Source organism: Streptomyces sp. SudanB182_2057 (genome assembly GCF_964272715.1).
Classification (GTDB): Bacteria; Actinomycetota; Actinomycetes; order Streptomycetales; family Streptomycetaceae; genus Streptomyces; species Streptomyces rubradiris.
This window is the reverse complement of the sequence record NZ_OZ186798.1, coordinates 2,351,881-2,369,721: the sequence shown is the minus strand read 5'-3', so window position 1 is coordinate 2,369,721 and position 17,841 is coordinate 2,351,881. Positions and strand designations below refer to the sequence as shown.

Below are 17,841 nucleotides of genomic sequence, written 5' to 3'. Positions count from 1 at the left end.
ACAGTGGCAGGAACGGCAGCACAACCGCGGTTTCCATCAACCGCCTCCGCTCGCGAAGGGACGTACATGCCCATGGGTCACACGACCACAGCCGAGGCAGGCTCCGGGGGCCTGGCAGCGACCGAGCACCGCCTGGCCAACGGTCTGCGCGTGGTGCTCTCCGAGGACCACCTGACCCCGGTGGCGGCGGTCTGCCTCTGGTACGACGTCGGCTCCCGCCACGAAGTCAAGGGGCGTACCGGCCTTGCTCACCTCTTCGAGCACCTGATGTTCCAGGGCTCCGCACAGGTGAAGGGCAATGGCCACTTCGAACTGGTGCAGGGTGCCGGAGGCTCGCTGAACGGCACCACGAGCTTCGAGCGCACCAACTACTTCGAGACCATGCCCGCCCACCAGCTGGAGCTGGCCCTGTGGCTGGAGGCGGACCGCATGGGCTCGCTGCTGGCCGCCCTGGACGAGGAGTCCATGGAGAACCAGCGGGACGTCGTCAAGAACGAGCGCCGCCAGCGCTACGACAACGTGCCCTACGGCACCGCCTTCGAGAAGCTGACCGCCCTCTCCTACCCGGAGGGCCACCCGTACCACCACACGCCGATCGGCTCCATGGCGGACCTGGACGCGGCCACCCTGGAGGACGCCCGCCAGTTCTTCCGCACCTATTACGCGCCGAACAACGCGGTGCTCTCCGTGGTCGGCGACATCGACCCCGAGCAGACCCTGGCCTGGATCGAGAAGTACTTCGGTTCCATCGCCTCCCACGACGGCAAGCCCGCGCCCCGCGACGGCTCGCTGCCGGACGTCATCGGCGGGCAGAAGCGCGAGGTCGTCGTGGAGGAGGTCCCGGCGCGCGCCCTGATGGCCGCCTACCGGCTCCCGCACGACGGCACGCGCGCGTGCGACGCGGCCGACCTCGCGCTGACCATCCTCGGCGGCGGCGAGTCCTCCCGCCTGTACAACCGCCTGGTGCGCCGCGACCGCACGGCCGTCGCCGCCGGCTTCGGCCTGCTGCGCCTGGCCGGCGCGCCCTCCATGGGCTGGCTGGACGTGAAGACCTCCGGTGACGTCGAGGTGCCGGTCATCGAGACCGCCATCGACGAGGAGCTGGCCCGGTTCGCGGAGGAGGGGCCCACCCCCGAGGAGATGGAGCGCGCCCAGGCCCAGCTGGAGCGCGAGTGGCTGGACCGGCTCGGCACGGTCGCCGGTCGCGCCGACGAACTGTGCCGGTACGCCGTCCTGTTCGGCGACCCGCAGCTCGCCCTGACCGCCGTGAATCGCGTCCTCGAGGTGACCCCCGAGGAGGTCCAGGAAGTCGCCAAGGCGCGTCTGCGGCCCGACAACCGCGCGGTGCTGGTCTACGAACCGAAGTCCCCGGAGGCCGCCCCCGACGCCGATGTCCCGGAGGACCCGGAGCAGGAAGCGACCGTAGAGGCGGGCCGCGACGAGACCGAGAACGAGGAGACGGCCAAGTGACCGAGCTCGCCACCATGGAGTTCCACCCCCAGCCGCGGCCCGGCGAGGCCAAGCCCTGGGCGTTCCCGGCCCCCGAGCGCACCGCGCTCGGCAACGGCCTGACCGTGCTGCGCTGCCACCGCCCCGGCCAGCAGGTCGTCGCCGTCGAGGTGCTGCTGGACGCGCCGCTGGACGCCGAGCCGGCCGGCCTGGACGGCGTCGCCACGATCATGGCGCGCGCCTTCTCCGAGGGCACCGACCAGCACTCCGCCGAGGAGTTCGCCGCCGAGCTGGAGCGCGCGGGCGCCACCCTGGACGCGCACGCCGACCACCCCGGCGTCCGGCTCAGCCTGGAGGTCCCGGTCTCCCGCCTGGCCAAGGGCCTCGGCCTGCTCGCCGACGCGCTGCGCGCGCCCGCCTTCGCCCCGAGCGAGGTCGAGCGCCTCGTCCGCAACCGCCTGGACGAGATCCCGCACGAGCTGGCCAACCCCTCCCGCCGGGCCGCCAAGGAGCTCTCCAAGGAGCTGTTCCCGGCGGCCTCGCGCATGTCCCGGCCGCGCCAGGGCACCGAGGAGACCGTCGAGAAGATCGACGCGGCGGCCGTACGCGCCTTCTACGACCGCCATGTGCGGCCCGCCACGGCCACCCTGGTCGTCGTCGGCGACCTGACCGGCACCGACCTGGACGCGCTGCTCGGCGACACCCTGGGCGCCTGGACCGGCACCCCCGGCGAGCCGCGGCCGGTGCCGCCGGTGACGGCCGACGACACCGGGCGCGTGGTGATCGTGGACCGGCCCGGCGCCGTCCAGACGCAGCTGCTCATCGGCCGGGTCGGCCCCGACCGGCACGACCGCGTGTGGCCCGCCCAGGTGCTCGGCACCTACTGCCTCGGCGGCACCCTCACCTCCCGCCTGGACCGCGTCCTGCGCGAGGAGAAGGGCTACACCTACGGCGTGCGCTCCTTCGGGCAGGTCCTCAGGTCCGCGCCGGACGGCACGGGCGCGGCGATGCTCGCCATCAGCGGCTCCGTGGACACGCCGAACACCGGCCCGGCGCTGGACGACCTGTGGAAGGTGCTGCGCACCGTCGCGGCGGAGGGCCTGACCGACGCCGAGCGGGACGTCGCGTGCAGAACCTCGTCGGCGTGGCGCCGCTGAAGTACGAGACCGCGGCGGCCGTCGCGAGCACGCTGGCCGACCAGGTCGAGCAGCACCTGCCCGACGACTTCCAGGCGACGCTGTACCGTCAGCTGGCCGCCACGGGCACCGTGGAGGCCACCGCGGCCGTCGTGAACGCCTTCCCGGTGGACCGCCTGGTGACCGTCCTCGTCGGCGACGCCTCCCAGATCAAGGCGCCGGTCGAGGCGCTCGGCATCGGTGAGGTGACCGTGGTGCCGGCCGAGTAGCGGCCCGGCGCATCCGGCGCACGCGCGCGTGGGGCCCTGACGGCTTACGAGCCGTCAGGGCCCCACGCTGTTCCACTCGGGCCCTCAGATGCCCGTTTTGGGGCGGAGGTTGCCTGTCTGACCTGTGGGATGCGCTACAAAACCCCGGATCCGTTTGAGGATCGAAAGCGGGCCGCCGTAGCGTCGTCCGGGCTGTTCGTCAGGCAGTGCGCCGCACCCGCGGCACCGGACAGTCATCGCCGAGTCCCCGTACGGCGCGAGCCAGGGGAGCCGGGGACCCACCGTCCCTGGGGTGAATCGGGCGCCCGCGAGGGGGCTCGTAGGAGACCTTCCTGCTCCGAACCCGTCAGCTAACCCGGTAGGCGAGAGGGAAGGAAAGGACCAGCCACTTCATGGCGTTCATGTGCGCCACCGGGAAGCACCGCAAGCCCGGCCGGGTCAAGCGCACCACCGCTCAGGCGGCCGGCGTCGCGGCCCTGACCACCACCGGTGTCATCGGCACCCTCGCCGCCTCCCCGGCGCTCGCCGCCGACAACCCCGTGGACCAGACCGGCCTCACGCCGGTCCTCGCCGCCACCGAGGACGTCGCCGCGCAGATCGACGCGCAGGCCACCGCCCAGCAGCAGGCCGCCGACCGCAAGGCCGCCGAGGAGGCCGCGGCGAAGGCGGCCGCCGAGCGGGCCGAGGAGGAGCGGGTCCGCGCCGCGCGCGAGGCCGAGCGCCGCCGGCTGAACACCTTCGTCGCCCCCGTCGCGCACTCCTACGTCTCCACGGCCTACCAGGCCTCCAGCTCCCTGTGGTCCTCCGGTTCGCACACCGGCATCGACTTCCACGCGGCCAGCGGCTCCACGGTGCACGCGGTGGGCGCCGGCACGGTCGTCGCCACCGGCTGGGGCGGCGCCTACGGCAACCAGGTCGTGATCCGGATGGCCGACGGCATGTACACGCAGTACGGGCACCTGTCCTCCATCGGCGTCACAGTGGGCCAGCAGGTCGAGCCGGGCCAGCAGATCGGCCTGTCCGGCGCCACGGGCAACGTCACCGGCCCGCACCTCCACTTCGAGGCGCGCACGTCGCCCGAGTACGGCTCGGACATCGACCCCGTCGCCTACCTCCGCGGGCACGGCGTCCGGATCTGACGCCCGCGCGTTTCCGACGGCCCCGGCTCACCCGAGCCGGGGCTTTCGCCGTTTTTCACGCCGTCCGCCGGACTCGTTGTCCAAAAAATATCCATGGATTACCGCCCCCCGTCGGAAATTCCGGCCCGCTGGAATAGAGTCACGGTATACGCGTCCATCGTCGGCGTTTCACGGGGATTAAGGCGGAGGTCGGTCATGCGTATTCCGGCGCACTCGGTGTGCACCGCTGTCCGGGACGACATCGTCGCGGGTGTCTACGAGCGCGGCAGCCGGCTCACCGAGGAAGTCCTGGCCCGCCGCTACGGCGTCTCGCGCGTCCCCGTCCGCGAGGCGCTGCGCACGCTGGAGGCCGAGGGTTTCGTGGTGACGCGCCGGCACGCGGGCGCGTGCGTGGCCGAGCCGACCGAGCGGGAGGCCGCCGACGTGCTGGAGATGCGGACGCTGCTGGAGCCGCTGGGCGCCGCGCGGGCCGCCCAGCGGCGCACGGAGGCCCATCTGAAGGTGCTGCGCGGCCTGGTCCGGCTGGGCCAGGAGCGGGCCAGGAAGGGCAACAGCGAGGATCTGCGCGCGCTCGGCGGCTGGTTCCACGAGACGCTTGCCCAGGCCTGCGGCAGCCCCTCGCTGACCTCGATGCTGACCCAGCTGCGGCACAAGATCGCCTGGATGTACGCGGTGGAGCCGCCGGTGAGCCCGGTGGAGTCCTGGGCGGAGCACGGCGCGATCGTGGACGCGGTGGCGCGCGGGGACGGCGAACGCGCGCGGGCGCTGACGGCACTGCACGCCGAACGCGCGACGGGCGCGCACCGGCTGCGCCTTCCCGGCGCGGAGCGTGTGAGGACTTCGCAACATGCCGTAAACATGTCGGGTCCGCGGCATTAACACGGGCGCCGTATACAAAGAAGGGTAATTCGGCGGCGGGTGTTTTCCGCTGCCCTTTTCCGCTTCCGTCAATTTCATGTCCCGCGTGTGCCGGGCGACCGGGCGAACACCCGAGAAGAAATCCGCCGACGGAACCGGCGCGACCCTGGAACCGGCGGCGGAAACGCGGAAGCCGCGCCGCCCGATACGGACGGCGCGGCTTCCCGGTCCCGCTCAGACGGTCTCGGGCAGTTCCTCCAGGCCCTCGGAGACCAGCTTGGCCAGACGGTCCAGGGCGGCGTCGGCGCCCTCGGCGTCGGAGGCGAGGACGATCTCCTCGCCACCCTGGGCGCCCAGGCCCAGGACGGCCAGCATCGAGGCCGCGTTGACGGGGTTGCCCCCGGCCTTGGCGATCGTCACCGGGACGCCTGTGGCCGTGGCGGCTCGGACGAAGAGAGAAGCGGGGCGGGCGTGGAGGCCCTCGGCCCAGCCGACGTTGACGCGGCGCTCAGCCATGTGTTGCTGCCCTTCAGTGCTCAGGGTTGTCTAGACCAGTTTCCCATACCGTGAAGCGTGCCCGGAGCGGGCCGGCGAGGACCGCCCCGGCGCGACCCCGGACCGCGGCCTCGGTCCGGCGTCGCCCCCATAGACTGCCTCGCGCCGTTGTCGTACGCGACCCTTACGCTGGGGCCCATGCACACCTCGGCGGACCGGCAGGACCGGCACCAGTACCCCGCCCACTGGGAGGCGGACGTGGTGCTGCGCGACGGCGGCACCGCGCGCGTCAGGCCCATCACCGTCGACGACGCCGACCGCCTGGTCAGTTTCTACGAGCAGGTCTCGGACGAGTCGAAGTACTACCGCTTCTTCGCGCCGTACCCACGCCTGTCCGCCAAGGACGTCCACCGCTTCACGCACCACGACTTCGTGGACCGGGTGGGACTCGCGGCCACCATCGGCGGCGAGTTCATCGCCACCGTACGCTACGACCGCATCGGCGCCGACGGCCTGCCCGCCTCCGTGCCCGCCGACGAGGCCGAGGTCGCCTTCCTGGTCCAGGACGCCCACCACGGCCGCGGCGTCGCCTCCGCCCTCCTGGAACACATCGCGGCCGTCGCGCGCGAGCGGGGCATCCGCCGCTTCGCCGCCGAGGTGCTCCCCGCCAACACCAAGATGATCAAGGTGTTCACGGACGCCGGCTACACCCAGAAGCGCAGCTTCGAGGACGGCGTCGTACGCCTGGAGCTGGACCTCGAACCCACCGACCGGTCCATGGCCGTGCAGCACGCCCGGGAACAGCGCGCCGAGGCCCGCTCGGTACGGCGGCTCCTCGCACCCGGCTCCGTCGCGGTCGTCGGCGTCGGCCGCGCCCCCGGCGGGGTGGGCCGCGGCATCCTCGGCAACATCCGCGAGGCCGGCTACGCGGGCCCGCTGCACGCCGTGAACAAGGCATTCCCCGAGGACCTCAAGGAGATCGACGGGGTGCCCGCCTACCGCTCGGTGCGCGACATCGACGGGCACGTGGACCTCGCCGTCGTCGCGGTACCGGCCGAGCACGTGCCCGCCGTGGTCGCCGAGTGCGGCGAACACGGCGTCCAGGGGCTGGTCGTCCTGTCCGCCGGGTACGCCGAGAGCGGGCCCGAGGGACGCGAACGGCAGCGCGCGCTCGTCCGGGCCGCCCGCGCCCACGGCATGCGCCTCATCGGCCCCAACGCCTTCGGGATCATCAACACCGCCGAGGACGTCCGGCTGAACGCCTCGCTCGCCCCCGAGCCGCCCCGCCCCGGCCGCATCGGGCTCTTCGCCCAGTCCGGCGCCATCGGCATCGCCCTGCTGTCCCGGCTGCACCGGCGCGGGGGAGGGGTGACCGGCGTCACGGGCGTCTCCACGTTCGTGTCCGCCGGCAACCGCGCCGACGTCTCCGGCAACGACGTCCTGCAGTACTGGTACGACGACCCGGACACCGACGTCGTCCTCATGTACCTGGAGTCCATCGGCAACCCCCGCAAGTTCACCCGGCTCGCCCGGCGCACGGCCGCGGCCAAGCCCCTGGTCGTCGTGCAGGGCACCGGCACCGCCCCGCAGGGACACGCGGTACGCGCCACCCGGCTGCCGTACGCGACGGTGTCCGCGCTGCTGCGGCAGGCCGGGGTGATCCGGGTCGACACCATCACCGAGCTGGTCGACGCGGGGCTGCTGCTCGCCCGGCAGCCGCTGCCCGCGGGACCGCGCGTGGCCATCCTCGGCAACTCCGAGTCGCTCGGCGTGCTGACGTACGACCGGTGTGTGGCGGAGGGGCTGCGGCCGGCCCGGCCGGTGGACCTGACCACCGAGGCGACGGCGGAGGACTTCCACCGGGCGCTGGCCGACGCGCTGGCCGACGACACGAACGACGCCGTCGTCGTCACGGCGATCCCCGCGATCGGGGAAGGGTCGCCGGGGGACGCGGAACTGGCGGAGGCACTGCGGTCGGCCGCGGCGGCGGTGCCGGGCAAGCCGGTGCTGGTGGTCCATGTCGAGCTGGGCGGGCTGGCACAGGCGCTGTCGGCCGCGACGAGCACGGCACCGGGGGCACCGGGCGCCGCCGACCGGACGCCCGGCGCGCGAGCGGAACGACCGTCGGCCGCGCCATCGGCTCCCGCCACCGAACCCCCCGCACCACTCGTACCCCCCGCACCCCCGGCCGGCCAGGCATCCCCCGCCTCCCCCCAGGACGGCACCCGTCTCATCCCCGCCTACCCCGCCGCCGAACGCGCGGTGCGGGCGCTCGCCGAAGCCGTGAGGTACGCGCGGTGGCGGCGGGAGGCGGCCGACCCCGGGAAGGTCCCGGAGTTCGACGACATCGACGAGAAGGGGGCCGCCCGGCTGATCGGCGAGCTGCTCGCCCGCGGCGAAGGGCTCACGATCTCCGCCGAGCACACCTGCGAGCTGCTCGGCCGCTACGGCATACCCGTGCGCCGCGCCCTGCCCGCGCCCGGCCCGGACGCCGCCGTGGACGCCGCCCGCGCGCTCGGCTACCCGGTGGCCCTCAAGGCCACCGCCCCGCACCTCAGGCACCGCGCCGACCTGGGCGGGGTCCGGCTGGACCTCGCGGACGAGGAACAACTGCTGCGGGCCTACGCCGAGTTGACCGAGCTGTTCGGGCCGCCCGAGGAGCTGCGGCCGGTGGTGCAGGCGATGGCGCCCCGGGGCGTGGACACCGTCGTCCGCGCGGTGATCGACCCGGCGGCCGGGGCCGTGCTGTCCTTCGGCCTGGCCGGCGCCGCCTCCCAGCTGCTCGGGGACATGGCCCACCGGCTGATCCCCGTCACGGACCGGGAGGCGACCTCGCTGGTGCGCTCCATCCGCACCGCGCCGCTGCTGTTCGGCTGGCGCGGCTCCACCCCCGTGGACACCCCCGCCTTGGAGGAGCTGCTGCTGCGGGTGTCCCGGCTGGTCGACGACCACCCCGAGGTGGTCGCGGTCACCCTGGAGCCGGTCGTCGTCGCCCCGCACGGGGTGAGCGTCCTCGGCGCCACGGTACGGCTCGCGCCCCCGCCCGCCCGCGACGACCTCGGCCCGCGCACGATGCCGGCCTACTGAGCGGCCCCACCGCCGTCCGGAACCCCTCCGCCCCTTGGGCCACGCCCGCCCCCGGACCGTCCGGCTGGCCCGGAGTGCCCTTGCCCACGGATTAGGATGGACGCCATGGCCAAGACCAGTACGACGACCCAGGGGCTGCGCGCGGCGATCGAGCGCAGCGGCTACTACCCGGCCCTCGTGGCCGAGGCGGTGGAGGCCGCTGTGGGCGGCGAGCCCGTCCGGTCGTACCTGGTCCACCAGGAGACGACGTTCGACCAGAACGAGGTCCGCCGGCACGTCACCGTGCTGGTCCTCACCGGCAACCGCTTCATCGTCAGCCACACCGACGAGCAGGCCGCCGACAACACCTCCCCGACGCCGTACGCCACCACCTCCACCGAGTCCGTGAAGCTCGACCGGATCTCGTCGGTCGTGGTCAGCCGGGTGGTCGCCAACCCCGAGCAGTACACGCCGGGCACGCCGCCCCGCGAGGTCGTGCTGACCATCGGCTGGGGCGCGGTCAACCGCATCGACCTGGAGCCCGCCGCCTGCGGCGACCCCAACTGCGACGCCGACCACGGCTACACGGGCAGCTCCACGGCGGACGACCTCAGCCTGCGCGTCAGCGAGGCCGGGGACGGCCCGGAGACGGTGCGCCAGGCGCTCGCCTTCGCGCAGGCCATCTCGGAGGCGACCGCGGACGTCACGCGCTGATGTCCCAGCTCTCCGCCTGGGACCACCCGGAGCCCCTCGCCCTGGACACCGCGCCGCTGCCCGAGTACGGCAGCGGCTCCCTGGCCGACCTGCTGCCCACCCTGGCCACCGGCCTCGGCGTCCCCGGCCTGACCGCCACGATCGGCGAACTGACCCCCGCCGACCGGGTCTGCGTCTTCCTGGTCGACGGCCTCGGCTGGGAGCAGCTCGCCGCCCACCCGGACGAGGCGCCCTTCCTGACCTCGCTGCTCGGCAGCTCCCGCGGCGGCACCGGCCGCCCGCTCACCGCCGGCTACCCGGCCACCACCGCGACCTCCCTCGCCTCCGTCGGCACCGGCCTGCCGCCCGGCGCGCACGGTCTGCCCGGATACGCCGTGCGCAACCCCGCCACCGGCGAGCTGATGAACCAGCTCCGCTGGCAGCCGTACACCGAACCGGGCGCCTGGCAGCCGTACCCGACCGTCTTCCAGCTGGCCCACCAGGCCGGGGTGCACACCGCCCAGGTGACCTCGCCCGCCTTCGAGCACACCCCGCTCACCAAGGTCGCGCTCAGCGGCGGAACCTTCCACGGGCGGCTCACCGGCGAGGAGCGGATGGACCTCGCGGCCGAGCAACTGGCCGTCGGCGACCGCTCGCTGGTGTACACGTACTACGCCGAACTGGACGGCTCCGGGCACCGCTACGGCGTCGCCTCCGACACCTGGCGCGGCCAGCTGATGTACGTCGACCGGCTCGCCCAGCGGCTGGCCGAGCGGCTGCCCCCGCGCAGCGCCCTGTACGTCACCGCCGACCACGGCATGGTCGACGTGCCGTTCGACGAGCGGCACCGCATCGACTTCGACGAGGACTGGGAGCTGCGGGCCGGTGTCGCGCTGCTCGGCGGCGAGGGCCGGGCCCGGCACGTGTACGCGGTGCCGGGCGCCGAGAACGACGTGCTGGCCGTGTGGCGCGAGGTGCTCGGGGAGCAGTTCTGGGTGGCCTCGCGCGACGAGGCGATCGCGGCGGGCTGGTTCGGGCGGCCCGGCGCGTGCGACGAGCGCGTGTACCCGCGGATCGGGGACGTGATCGCCGCCGCGCACGACGACGTGCTGATCATCGCCTCCGAGCGGGAGCCCAAGGAGTCGGCGCTGGTCGGCAACCACGGCTCGATGACCCCGGCGGAACAGCTCGTCCCGCTGCTCGAAGTACGCTCCTGACCCCCTGCCCCTCCCCCTTTTCGCCGATTTCACCGAAAGGTGCTCAACTCCTCATGCCCGAGCTGGTGTTCTTCTCCGGAACGATGGACTGCGGGAAGTCGACGCTGGCTCTGCAGATCGAGCACAACCGGTCCGCGCGCGGCCTGGCGGGCGTGATCTTCACCCGGGACGACCGCGCGGGCGAGGGCAAGCTGTCCTCCCGGCTGGGCCTGGTCACCGAGGCGGTGGAGGTCGAGGACGGCAAGGACCTGTACGCGTACCTCGTGGACCACCTCTCCCAGGGCGGCCGGGCCGACTACGTGATCGCGGACGAGGCGCAGTTCCTGGCGCCCGAGCAGATCGACCAGCTCGCGCGCGTGGTGGACGATCTCGGGCTGGACGTCTTCGCCTTCGGCATCACCACCGACTTCCGCTCCAAGCTGTTCCCCGGCTCGCAGCGGCTGGTGGAGCTGGCCGACCGGATCGAGGTGCTCCAGGTGGAGGCGCTGTGCTGGTGCGGCGCACGGGCCACGCACAACGCCCGCACGGTGGACGGCGAGATGGTGGTCGAGGGCGCCCAGGTGGTCGTCGGCGACGTCAACCAGTCCGCGGGCGAGGTCGGCTACGAGGTGCTGTGCCGCCGGCACCACCGGCGCCGGATGACCGCCGCGTCGGCCCGCGCGGCGGCCCTGTCCCCGGACGTGCTGCCCGTCTCGCCCTCCTGAGGGCTCAGCGCGCCCCCTGGACCACCGAGAACTCGGCGCCCTCCCGGTCCGCCACCGTCGCCACCCGCCCGTACGGGCCGTCGTGCGCCGGTGCCAGGACCCGGCCGCCCAGCTCCGCCACCAGGCGCAGCGTCGCGTCGAGGTCGGCGGCCTCGAAGTACGTCCGCCAGTGCGGCCCCCGGCCCGGCGGCAGGTCGTGGCCCACGCCGTGCAGCCCGGCCACCGGACGGCCGTCCAGGCACAGGGTCAGACAGTCGTCACCGGCGGAGACGACCGGCTCCTCCTCGTAGGGGAAGACGCTTCTGTAGAACTTCGTGACGCTTTCCGTCTCGAAGGTGAGCAGTTCGTTCCACACGGGGGCGCCCGGCACACCGGTCAGGGCCGCCCCGGGATGCGCGGCGCCCTGCCAGATCCCGAACACCGCCCCGGAGGGATCGGCGGCGATCGCCATCCGCCCGGCCTCGGCGGCGTCCAGCGGGCCGACGGCCACCGTGCCGCCGCACAGCCGGACCGTGTCGGCGGTCCGGTCCACGTCGTCCGAGGCGAGGTAGGGAGTCCAGGCGACCGGCAGCCGGCGGTCCGTCGGCAGCCGGCCCACGCCCGCCACCTCCCGCCCGTCGAGCAGCGCCCGCACATACGGGCCGAGCTGCTGCGGACCGGGCCGGAACTCCCAGCCGAACAGCTCGCCGTAGAACTCCTCGGTGGCATCCAGCCGGTGCACCATCAGGCTCACCCAGCAGGGTGTGCCGGGCAGGCGCCGCGCGTGCGCACCGGCCGGCTCCCGTGCCTCGGTCATCGATCACTCTCTCCCCGGCCCCTCGCGGTGGCCGTGTCGCTTCCGCTCCCCGGAAGGGTGTCCGCGCCGTCGGCGCGCACGCCCGTGCCGGTCCCCGCATCCTCCGGGTGCCGCAGGGCCGTACCGCGCCGCTCGCCGTCCCTACGAGAGGATGCCCGATCCGCCGTCTTTCGCCGCATCTTGACGATGGCCGACGGGTGTCCGTCAGTGGTACACCATGTGCTCGATCCCGTACCGACCGTGATCGAGCCTGTCCGGCCGAGCAGAGTAGCCGGACCTGGACGCCACGGCCACCCCTGGCGTATGGATGGACCCCATGACAGCCATCATCACCGCATCCGAACTCCTGCCCGCGCTCACCGGCGGCAATCCGCCCGTCCTGCTGGACGTGCGCTGGCAGCTGAGTCTGGCCAAGGCGGCCGGCGCGCCCGCCTTCGACGGGCGGGCCGAGTACGCGGCCGGGCACATCCCGGGCGCGGTCTTCGTCGACCTGGACCGGGAGCTGGCCGGGGCGCCGGGCGTGGGGGGCCGGCATCCGCTGCCCGACCTCGCGGAGTTCGGTGCCGCGATGCGCCGCGCGGGCGTGTCGGCCGGCCGTCCGGTCGTCGTGTACGACGGCGGGCAGGGCTGGGCGGCGGCGCGCGCGTGGTGGCTGCTGCGCTGGACGGGTCACCCGGACGTGCGGGTCCTCGACGGCGGGTTGCCGTCCTGGCGGGGTGAGCTGTCCACCGAGGTGCCGGGCCCGGCCGAGGGCGACTTCACACCGGCGCCGGCGGCCGGGGGGCTGCTGGACGCGGACGGGGCCGCCGGCCTGGCCCGCACGGGTGTGCTGCTGGACGCCCGCGCGGGGGAGCGGTACCGCGGTGAGGTGGAGCCGGTCGACCGGGTCGGCGGGCACATCCCGGGCGCGGTGTCGGCGCCGACGACGGAGAACGTGGGCCCCGACGGCCGCTTCCTGCCCGCGGCGGAGCTGAGGGACCGCTTCAAGGCCCTGGGGGTGTCCGGGGACACCGAGGTGGGCGTGTACTGCGGTTCGGGCGTCTCCGGCGCCCACGAGGTGCTCGCGCTGGCGGTGGCGGGCATCCCGGCTGCCCTGTACGTGGGCTCCTGGTCGGAATGGTCCTCGGACCCGTCGCGTCCGGTGGCGGTGGGGGCGGACCCGCGATAGCGCCACGGCCGGAGAACCGGCGAAAAAAGGGGGGCACGCACGCGTGCCCCCCTTTTCCTGGCTGCCGTCGGCCGCCTACTCCTGCTTCTTGCGGCGGGTGCCGAACACGATCTCGTCCCAGCTCGGCACGGCGGCGCGGCGGCCGGGGCGGACGCCGTCGGCCTCGGCCTGGCGGTCGGTCGCGCCGACGAGCCGGTCACGGTGGCTGCCGACGGAGCGCGGCATGAGGACGTCCGCGTAGGCGGAGCCGGCCGAGGCGGCGGGCGCCGGCGGCTCCTCCGCCTCGGGCTCGTCGCCGGGCTCCTCCGCGGAGTCCGACGGGCGCTCCGGGACGACGAGGTCGCCCCGGAAGCTCGGCACGGCCTCCAGCAGGCTGGTCAGCGAGTCGCGCTCGCCCGTGCTCTCCTCGGCGGGCTCCGGCGGCGGCGCGGGCAGGCCGGGCCGCTCCCGGTCCACCCGTTCGAGCGCACGGTCCATCGAGCGTTCGCGGGGCAGCCGGGCGATCCGCGGGACGAACGGGAAGCTCGGCTCGGGGGCGGCGAGGTCGTCGGACTCGCCGATCAGCGAGCGCGCCTCGTCGTCGACGGCCTGGACGAGCCGCCGGGGCGGGTCGTACGTCCAGCTCGCCGAGTGCGGCTCGCCCGCGACCCGGTAGACGAGGAGCACCTCCCAGGTGCCGTCGTCGCGGCGCCAGGAGTCCCACTGCACCGTGTCCTTGTCGGCGCCGCGCAGCAGCAGCCGTTCCTGCACGGCCTCGCCGAGCAGCGGGCCGGAGTTCTCGCCGGGGCGGCGGACCGGGGTCTTGCGGGCGCGCTCGGCCATGAAGGCGCGCTCGGCCAGCACGGGCCCCTCGAAGCGCCGCACCCGGTCGACGGGGATGCCGGCGAGCTGGGCGACCTCTTCCGCGGTGGCTCCGGCTCGTATCCGGGCCTGGATGTCCCGCGGGCGCAGATGGCTCTCGACCTCGATCTCGATCTGGCCGAGACGCGGCCGGTCGCCGCGCACGGCGGCGCGCAGGCGTTCGTCGATCGGAAGTGTGTACTCCGTGGAGTCGGCAGCCTTCAGCACCAGCCGTGTGCCGTCATTCGAGACGGCCACGACACGCAGTTCGGGCATGGGGACCTCCCGGGTGGTGCCTGCCGACGTCACGTGCGTCGCTGCTTCCGCTAGTCGAGTGTGGCCTGCCCGGGTGCAGCCTGCCACAACCTTGCCGAGTTGCCCGGCGTGTCGGGCGTGGGCCCGGGACCGCCGTTATGGCACGGTTACCTGTTCGCCACGCTAAGTGACCAACTCCGTCACCCTGTGCAACCAGTCCCCTCCCGGTGATCCAGCGGGGCCGCGGATCTCCTGGTGGGAGACCGGACCCAGGGCTCGCAACAGTACTCCATTCGGGCCACGTGCGTGGATTGGTGCGCTGGCCAACTTCTCGCAAGGGGTGCGACTTGGCCGTTCGCAACCGGTTTTGTCGATCATGACGTGGTGAAGTTCACGCAATCGCCAGAAACGGAACTAATGGTTTCGTCCATACGTCCCCTTCTCGTGCAGTCGGTCGGTCAATGTCGATCAAGTACGGGAAAGGCAGGCAAGTTCCGGGTATGCGTGAGACACCCGATACGGGGCGCAAGAGGATCGATCTGAACGTCCCCCAGGTGGCGGGCGGCGCCCTGGCGGCGGTCGTGGCGGCCAAACTGGCTTCGTATTTCGGGGTGTACGGCACGATCCTCGGCGCCGGTGTGGTCAGCGTCCTCGCCACCTGCGGCGGAACGGTCCTCCAGCACTTCTTCAAGCGGACCGGGGAGCAGCTGCGGGAGAAGGCGGTGGTGGCGGCCCGGCCCCGGGAGCGTACGGTGCCGGCCCCGGGGGAGTTCACCGAGGGCACCGTCTACCGCGCGCGGGTGAAGAGCTGGCGCCGCCCCCTGGTCGCCGCCGCCCTGGTCTTCGGCGTCACGATGGCCGGTATCACCACGTACGAACTGATCTCCGGCAACAGCTTCAGCGGCGGCAAGGGCACGACCGTGAGCGACGCCGTCACCGGCCGGAACACCTCCGGCACCCGGTCCGACCACACGCCGGCCCCGTCGGACACGCCGTCCCCGGGACACGCCCCGGCGGGCGGTGGTGACATGGATACGGACCGCGGCACCTCCCCGACGCCCGGCGGCTCCCCGAGCGGCGAGCCGGACGGTGGCTCCGGCGGGACCCCGAGCGGCACCCCGGCCACCCCGTCGGCCCCCGCCACCCCGAGCCCCACCCCCAGCGCGCCGGGTACGTCCGCCACGGCGCCTACGCCCCCAGGACCCTCCGCAGATAGTCGTTCTGGAACAGCCGGTCCGGGTCAAGGCGGTTCCGCAACGCCGTGAACTCGCCGAAACGCGGATATACCCGGGAGAAGTACTCGGCGTCCCGTGTGTGCACCTTGCCCCAGTGCGGACGCCCCTCGTGCGCGGTGAAGACGCGCTCGGCGGCCGTGAAGTACGCCTGGTAAGGCGTGCCCCGGAACATGTGCACGGCTATGTAGGCGCTGTCCCGGCCGGAGGCGGTGGAGAGGGTGATGTCGTCGGCCGGGGCGGTGCGCACCTCCACCGGGAAGCTGATCCGCAGCCCCGAGCGGTCGACCATGGTCCGCAGCTCGCGCAGGGTCTCCACGACGGCGGCGCGCGGGACGGAGTACTCCATCTCTACGAAGCGCACCCGGCGCGGCGAGGTGAAGACCTTGTACGGGATGTCGGTGTACGTCCGCGCGGACAGGGCCCTGCTGGAGATCCGGGCGATGGCCGGGACGGCGGCCGGTGCGGCCCGGCCGACCCACTGGGCCGCCTGGAACACCCCGTTGGACAGGAACTCGTCCTCGAACCAGGCGGCCGCCCGTCCCACCGGCCGCGGCGGCCCGGCGCTGCGGTTGTTGCGCTTGGTGGTGGTGTTCCCGGTGTGCGGGAACCAGTAGAACTCGAAGTGCTCGTTCTCCGCCCACAGTTGGTCGAACTCCGACAGGACCCGCTCCAGCGGCATCGGCTCCTCGCGCGCGGTGAGCAGGAAGAGGGGCTCGACGGCGAACGTGATCGCGGTGACGATGCCCAGGGCGCCCAGGCCGATCCGGGCGGCGGCGAAGACCTCGGGGTGCTCCTCCGCGGAGCAGGTGAGGACGGATCCGTCGGCCGTGACGAGTTCGAGCCCCTTGATCTGGGCGGCGATGGAGCCCGAGGTGCGGCCCGTGCCGTGGGTGCCGGTGCTGGTGGCCCCGGAGACGGTCTGCTCCATGATGTCGCCCATATTGGTGAGCGACAGACCTTCGCGCGCGAGGGCGGCGTTGAGCCTCTTGAGCGGGGTGCCCGCCTCCACCGTGACCGTCATCGACCGCCGGTCGATGTCGCGTATGCCCGTCAGCAGTTGAGGGCGGATCAGGACGCCGTCGGTGGCGGCGATCGAGGTGAAGGAGTGCCCGGTACCGACCGCCTTCACCTTCAGGCCGTCCTCCCGGGCCCGGCGCACCGCCGCGGCCAGCTCCTCCACCGAGGCCGGCGCGACCTGCCTGGCCGGCCGCGCCGTGACGTTGCCGCCCCAGTTACGCCAGGTTCCGTACGTCCCGCTCGCTGTGCTGCTCAACGGTGCCTCCCCGCCCCGCGGCCGGCCTGCGCAGCCGGCGGTACCCGAGGAAACCGACCACGACCGCGACGGCCCCGGACACGGCCGGGACCCCGTACCCGGCCCGCGCCCCGGCCGCGTCGATCGCCCAGCCGGCCGCGGACGAGCCGAGCGCGACACCGACCGCCAGGCCGGTGCTCACCCAGGTCATGCCCTCGGTGAGCCGCGCGCGAGGTACGTGCTCCTCGATGAGGGACATCGTCGTGATCATCGTCGGCGCGATGGACAGCCCCGCAACGAACAGCGCCACGGCCAGAAGCGGCAGGTTTCCGACCAGTAGGAGGGGGATCATACTCACGGCCATCGCCGCCACGCCCAGCAGCCAGCGGCGTTCCGGCGCCCCGCCGAAGCGCAGCAGCCCGAAGACCGCGCCGGCCACACAGGAACCGGCGGCGTACAGCGCGAGGACCACGCTGGCGGCGCCCTTGTGGCCGCGTTCGTCGGCGAAGGCGACGGTCACCACGTCCACGGCGCCGAAGATCGATCCGGTCGCCACGAAGGTGGCCACCAGCACCCGCAGACCCACCGAGCGCAGGGCGCTGCCGCCGTCGTGCGCCTCGCGCGGGTGCGGCGCCGGTTCGGTGGCCTGCTGGGCGGTCAGCCAGAAGACGCCGGCCGCGAGGAAGCAGGCCGCCAGCAGCGGGCCCGCCTCCGGGAACCAGGCCGTGGACAGGCCGATGGAGACGATCGGCCCGAAGATGAAGCAGACCTCGTCCACCACCGACTCGAACGAGTACGCGGTGTGCAGCTGGGGGGTGCCCCGGTACAGCGCGGCCCAGCGGGCCCGGATCATCGCGCCGAGGCTCGGCACCGAGCCGGTCCCGGCGGCGCAGACGAACAGCACCCAGTCCGGCCACCGGAACCGGACCGCGCACAGCAGCACGGCCGCCGCGGTCAGGGCCACCAGGGTCGCCGGGCGCAGCACCCGGCGCTGCCCGTGGCGGTCCACCAGCCGGGAGACGCGCGGTCCGACGGCGGCGGCGGACAGCGCGAGGGTGGCCGACAGGGCGCCCGCGAGGCCGTACCGGCCGGTGACCTGGGAGACCATCGTGACCACGCCGATGCCCATCATCGACAGCGGCATCCGGCCGAGGAATCCGGCGGCGGAGAACGCCTTGGTCCCGGGCGCGGCGAACAAGGCTCTGTAGGGGCTGGGCACGAGGTCTCCGGAAGCGGTTCGGTAAGGCGCGAATAGAGCCGATACAGCTT

General features: G+C 73.5%; 14 protein-coding genes, 1 pseudogene and 1 riboswitch. Of the genes and pseudogenes, 10 read left to right on the top strand and 5 right to left on the bottom strand.

Annotation, left to right across the window (positions count from 1 at the left end; genetic code table 11):
- Nucleotides 1-66: 66 nt before the first annotated feature.
- The 4 genes and pseudogenes from ACSURM_RS10025 (at nt 67) to ACSURM_RS10010 (ending at nt 4,872) form a co-directional block, all read left to right on the top strand.
- A complete protein-coding gene (locus ACSURM_RS10025; RefSeq protein WP_436954660.1) occupies nt 67-1,470 on the top strand; it encodes a M16 family metallopeptidase in 1,404 nt (467 codons plus the stop codon).
- A pseudogene (locus ACSURM_RS10020) lies at nt 1,467-2,854 on the top strand (M16 family metallopeptidase). Before ACSURM_RS10025 ends, ACSURM_RS10020 begins: the two are co-directional and overlap by 4 nt.
- A 227-nt stretch (nt 2,855-3,081) precedes the next feature.
- Nucleotides 3,082-3,234, top strand: a riboswitch (cyclic di-AMP (ydaO/yuaA leader).
- A gap of 12 nt (nt 3,235-3,246) precedes the next feature.
- On the top strand, nt 3,247-3,993 hold the full coding sequence (locus ACSURM_RS10015) for a M23 family metallopeptidase (protein ID WP_436954659.1): 747 nt from the start codon (nt 3,247-3,249) through the stop codon (nt 3,991-3,993).
- Between the two features lie 195 nt (nt 3,994-4,188).
- The gene (locus tag ACSURM_RS10010) at nt 4,189-4,872 is read left to right on the top strand and encodes a GntR family transcriptional regulator (RefSeq protein ID WP_436954658.1); all 684 of its coding nucleotides are present in this window, start codon (nt 4,189-4,191) and stop codon (nt 4,870-4,872) included.
- 213 nt (nt 4,873-5,085) lie between these two features.
- Here the strand turns inward: ACSURM_RS10010 and ACSURM_RS10005 are convergent, their stop codons facing one another.
- A complete protein-coding gene (locus ACSURM_RS10005; protein ID WP_030609104.1) occupies nt 5,086-5,367 on the bottom strand; it encodes an HPr family phosphocarrier protein in 282 nt (93 codons plus the stop codon).
- A gap of 177 nt (nt 5,368-5,544) precedes the next feature.
- Here ACSURM_RS10005 and ACSURM_RS10000 point away from each other — a divergent pair, with 177 nt between their 5' ends.
- The 4 genes from ACSURM_RS10000 (at nt 5,545) to ACSURM_RS09985 (ending at nt 11,026) form a co-directional block, all read left to right on the top strand.
- Nucleotides 5,545-8,433: a bifunctional acetate--CoA ligase family protein/GNAT family N-acetyltransferase gene (locus ACSURM_RS10000; protein WP_436954657.1), complete on the top strand. Its 2,889-nt coding sequence runs from the start codon at nt 5,545-5,547 to the stop codon at nt 8,431-8,433.
- A gap of 96 nt (nt 8,434-8,529) precedes the next feature.
- Nucleotides 8,530-9,126: a DUF5998 family protein gene (locus ACSURM_RS09995; RefSeq protein WP_436954656.1), complete on the top strand. Its 597-nt coding sequence runs from the start codon at nt 8,530-8,532 to the stop codon at nt 9,124-9,126.
- A complete protein-coding gene (locus ACSURM_RS09990) occupies nt 9,126-10,322 on the top strand; it encodes an alkaline phosphatase family protein (protein WP_436954655.1) in 1,197 nt (398 codons plus the stop codon). The genes ACSURM_RS09995 and ACSURM_RS09990 overlap by 1 nt, the downstream gene beginning before the upstream one ends.
- 53 nt (nt 10,323-10,375) lie before the next feature.
- Nucleotides 10,376-11,026: a thymidine kinase gene (locus ACSURM_RS09985; protein ID WP_359046461.1), complete on the top strand. Its 651-nt coding sequence runs from the start codon at nt 10,376-10,378 to the stop codon at nt 11,024-11,026.
- Between the two features lie 4 nt (nt 11,027-11,030).
- Here ACSURM_RS09985 and ACSURM_RS09980 read toward each other — a convergent pair whose 3' ends face one another.
- Entirely contained in the window at nt 11,031-11,822 is a 792-nt protein-coding gene (locus ACSURM_RS09980) for a VOC family protein (protein WP_436954654.1), read from the bottom strand.
- A 316-nt stretch (nt 11,823-12,138) separates the two neighbouring features.
- Here ACSURM_RS09980 and ACSURM_RS09975 point away from each other — a divergent pair, with 316 nt between their 5' ends.
- Nucleotides 12,139-12,990: a sulfurtransferase gene (locus ACSURM_RS09975; protein ID WP_436954653.1), complete on the top strand. Its 852-nt coding sequence runs from the start codon at nt 12,139-12,141 to the stop codon at nt 12,988-12,990.
- Nucleotides 12,991-13,065: 75 nt separating this feature from the next.
- On the opposite strand, the gene sepH is transcribed toward ACSURM_RS09975, so the two are convergent.
- Nucleotides 13,066-14,106, bottom strand: coding sequence for a septation protein SepH (gene sepH, locus ACSURM_RS09970; protein WP_436954652.1), 1,041 nt, complete (start codon nt 14,104-14,106; stop codon nt 13,066-13,068).
- 479 nt (nt 14,107-14,585) lie between these two features.
- Here sepH and ACSURM_RS09965 point away from each other — a divergent pair, with 479 nt between their 5' ends.
- Nucleotides 14,586-15,350 carry a hypothetical protein gene (locus ACSURM_RS09965; protein WP_436954651.1) on the top strand — a complete coding sequence of 255 codons (765 nt, stop codon included), beginning with the start codon at nt 14,586-14,588 and terminating at the stop codon, nt 15,348-15,350.
- Here ACSURM_RS09965 and ACSURM_RS09960 read toward each other — a convergent pair.
- The gene (locus ACSURM_RS09960; protein ID WP_436954650.1) at nt 15,274-16,593 is read right to left on the bottom strand and encodes a D-arabinono-1,4-lactone oxidase; all 1,320 of its coding nucleotides are present in this window, start codon (nt 16,591-16,593) and stop codon (nt 15,274-15,276) included. The genes ACSURM_RS09965 and ACSURM_RS09960 overlap by 77 nt on opposite strands.
- Entirely contained in the window at nt 16,553-17,791 is a 1,239-nt protein-coding gene (locus tag ACSURM_RS09955) for an MFS transporter (protein WP_436954649.1), read from the bottom strand. The genes ACSURM_RS09960 and ACSURM_RS09955 overlap by 41 nt, the downstream gene beginning before the upstream one ends.
- Nucleotides 17,792-17,841 lie beyond the last annotated feature (50 nt).

Bases quoted from the DNA above. Each gene is read 5' to 3' on its own strand.
- ACSURM_RS09965 (WP_436954651.1), top strand. From the start codon at position 14,586: ATGCGTGAGACACCCGATACGGGGCGCAAGAGGATCGATCTGAACGTC.
- ACSURM_RS10010 (WP_436954658.1), top strand. From the start codon at position 4,189: ATGCGTATTCCGGCGCACTCGGTGTGCACCGCTGTCCGGGACGACATC.
- ACSURM_RS09975 (WP_436954653.1), top strand. From the start codon at position 12,139: ATGACAGCCATCATCACCGCATCCGAACTCCTGCCCGCGCTCACCGGC.
- ACSURM_RS09980 (WP_436954654.1), bottom strand. From the start codon at position 11,822: ATGACCGAGGCACGGGAGCCGGCCGGTGCGCACGCGCGGCGCCTGCCC.
- ACSURM_RS09985 (WP_359046461.1), top strand. From the start codon at position 10,376: ATGCCCGAGCTGGTGTTCTTCTCCGGAACGATGGACTGCGGGAAGTCG.
- ACSURM_RS10000 (WP_436954657.1), top strand. From the start codon at position 5,545: ATGCACACCTCGGCGGACCGGCAGGACCGGCACCAGTACCCCGCCCAC.
- sepH (WP_436954652.1), bottom strand. From the start codon at position 14,106: ATGCCCGAACTGCGTGTCGTGGCCGTCTCGAATGACGGCACACGGCTG.
- ACSURM_RS10015 (WP_436954659.1), top strand. From the start codon at position 3,247: ATGGCGTTCATGTGCGCCACCGGGAAGCACCGCAAGCCCGGCCGGGTC.
- ACSURM_RS10005 (WP_030609104.1), bottom strand. From the start codon at position 5,367: ATGGCTGAGCGCCGCGTCAACGTCGGCTGGGCCGAGGGCCTCCACGCC.
- ACSURM_RS10025 (WP_436954660.1), top strand. From the start codon at position 67: ATGCCCATGGGTCACACGACCACAGCCGAGGCAGGCTCCGGGGGCCTG.
- ACSURM_RS09995 (WP_436954656.1), top strand. From the start codon at position 8,530: ATGGACGCCATGGCCAAGACCAGTACGACGACCCAGGGGCTGCGCGCG.
- ACSURM_RS09990 (WP_436954655.1), top strand. From the start codon at position 9,126: ATGTCCCAGCTCTCCGCCTGGGACCACCCGGAGCCCCTCGCCCTGGAC.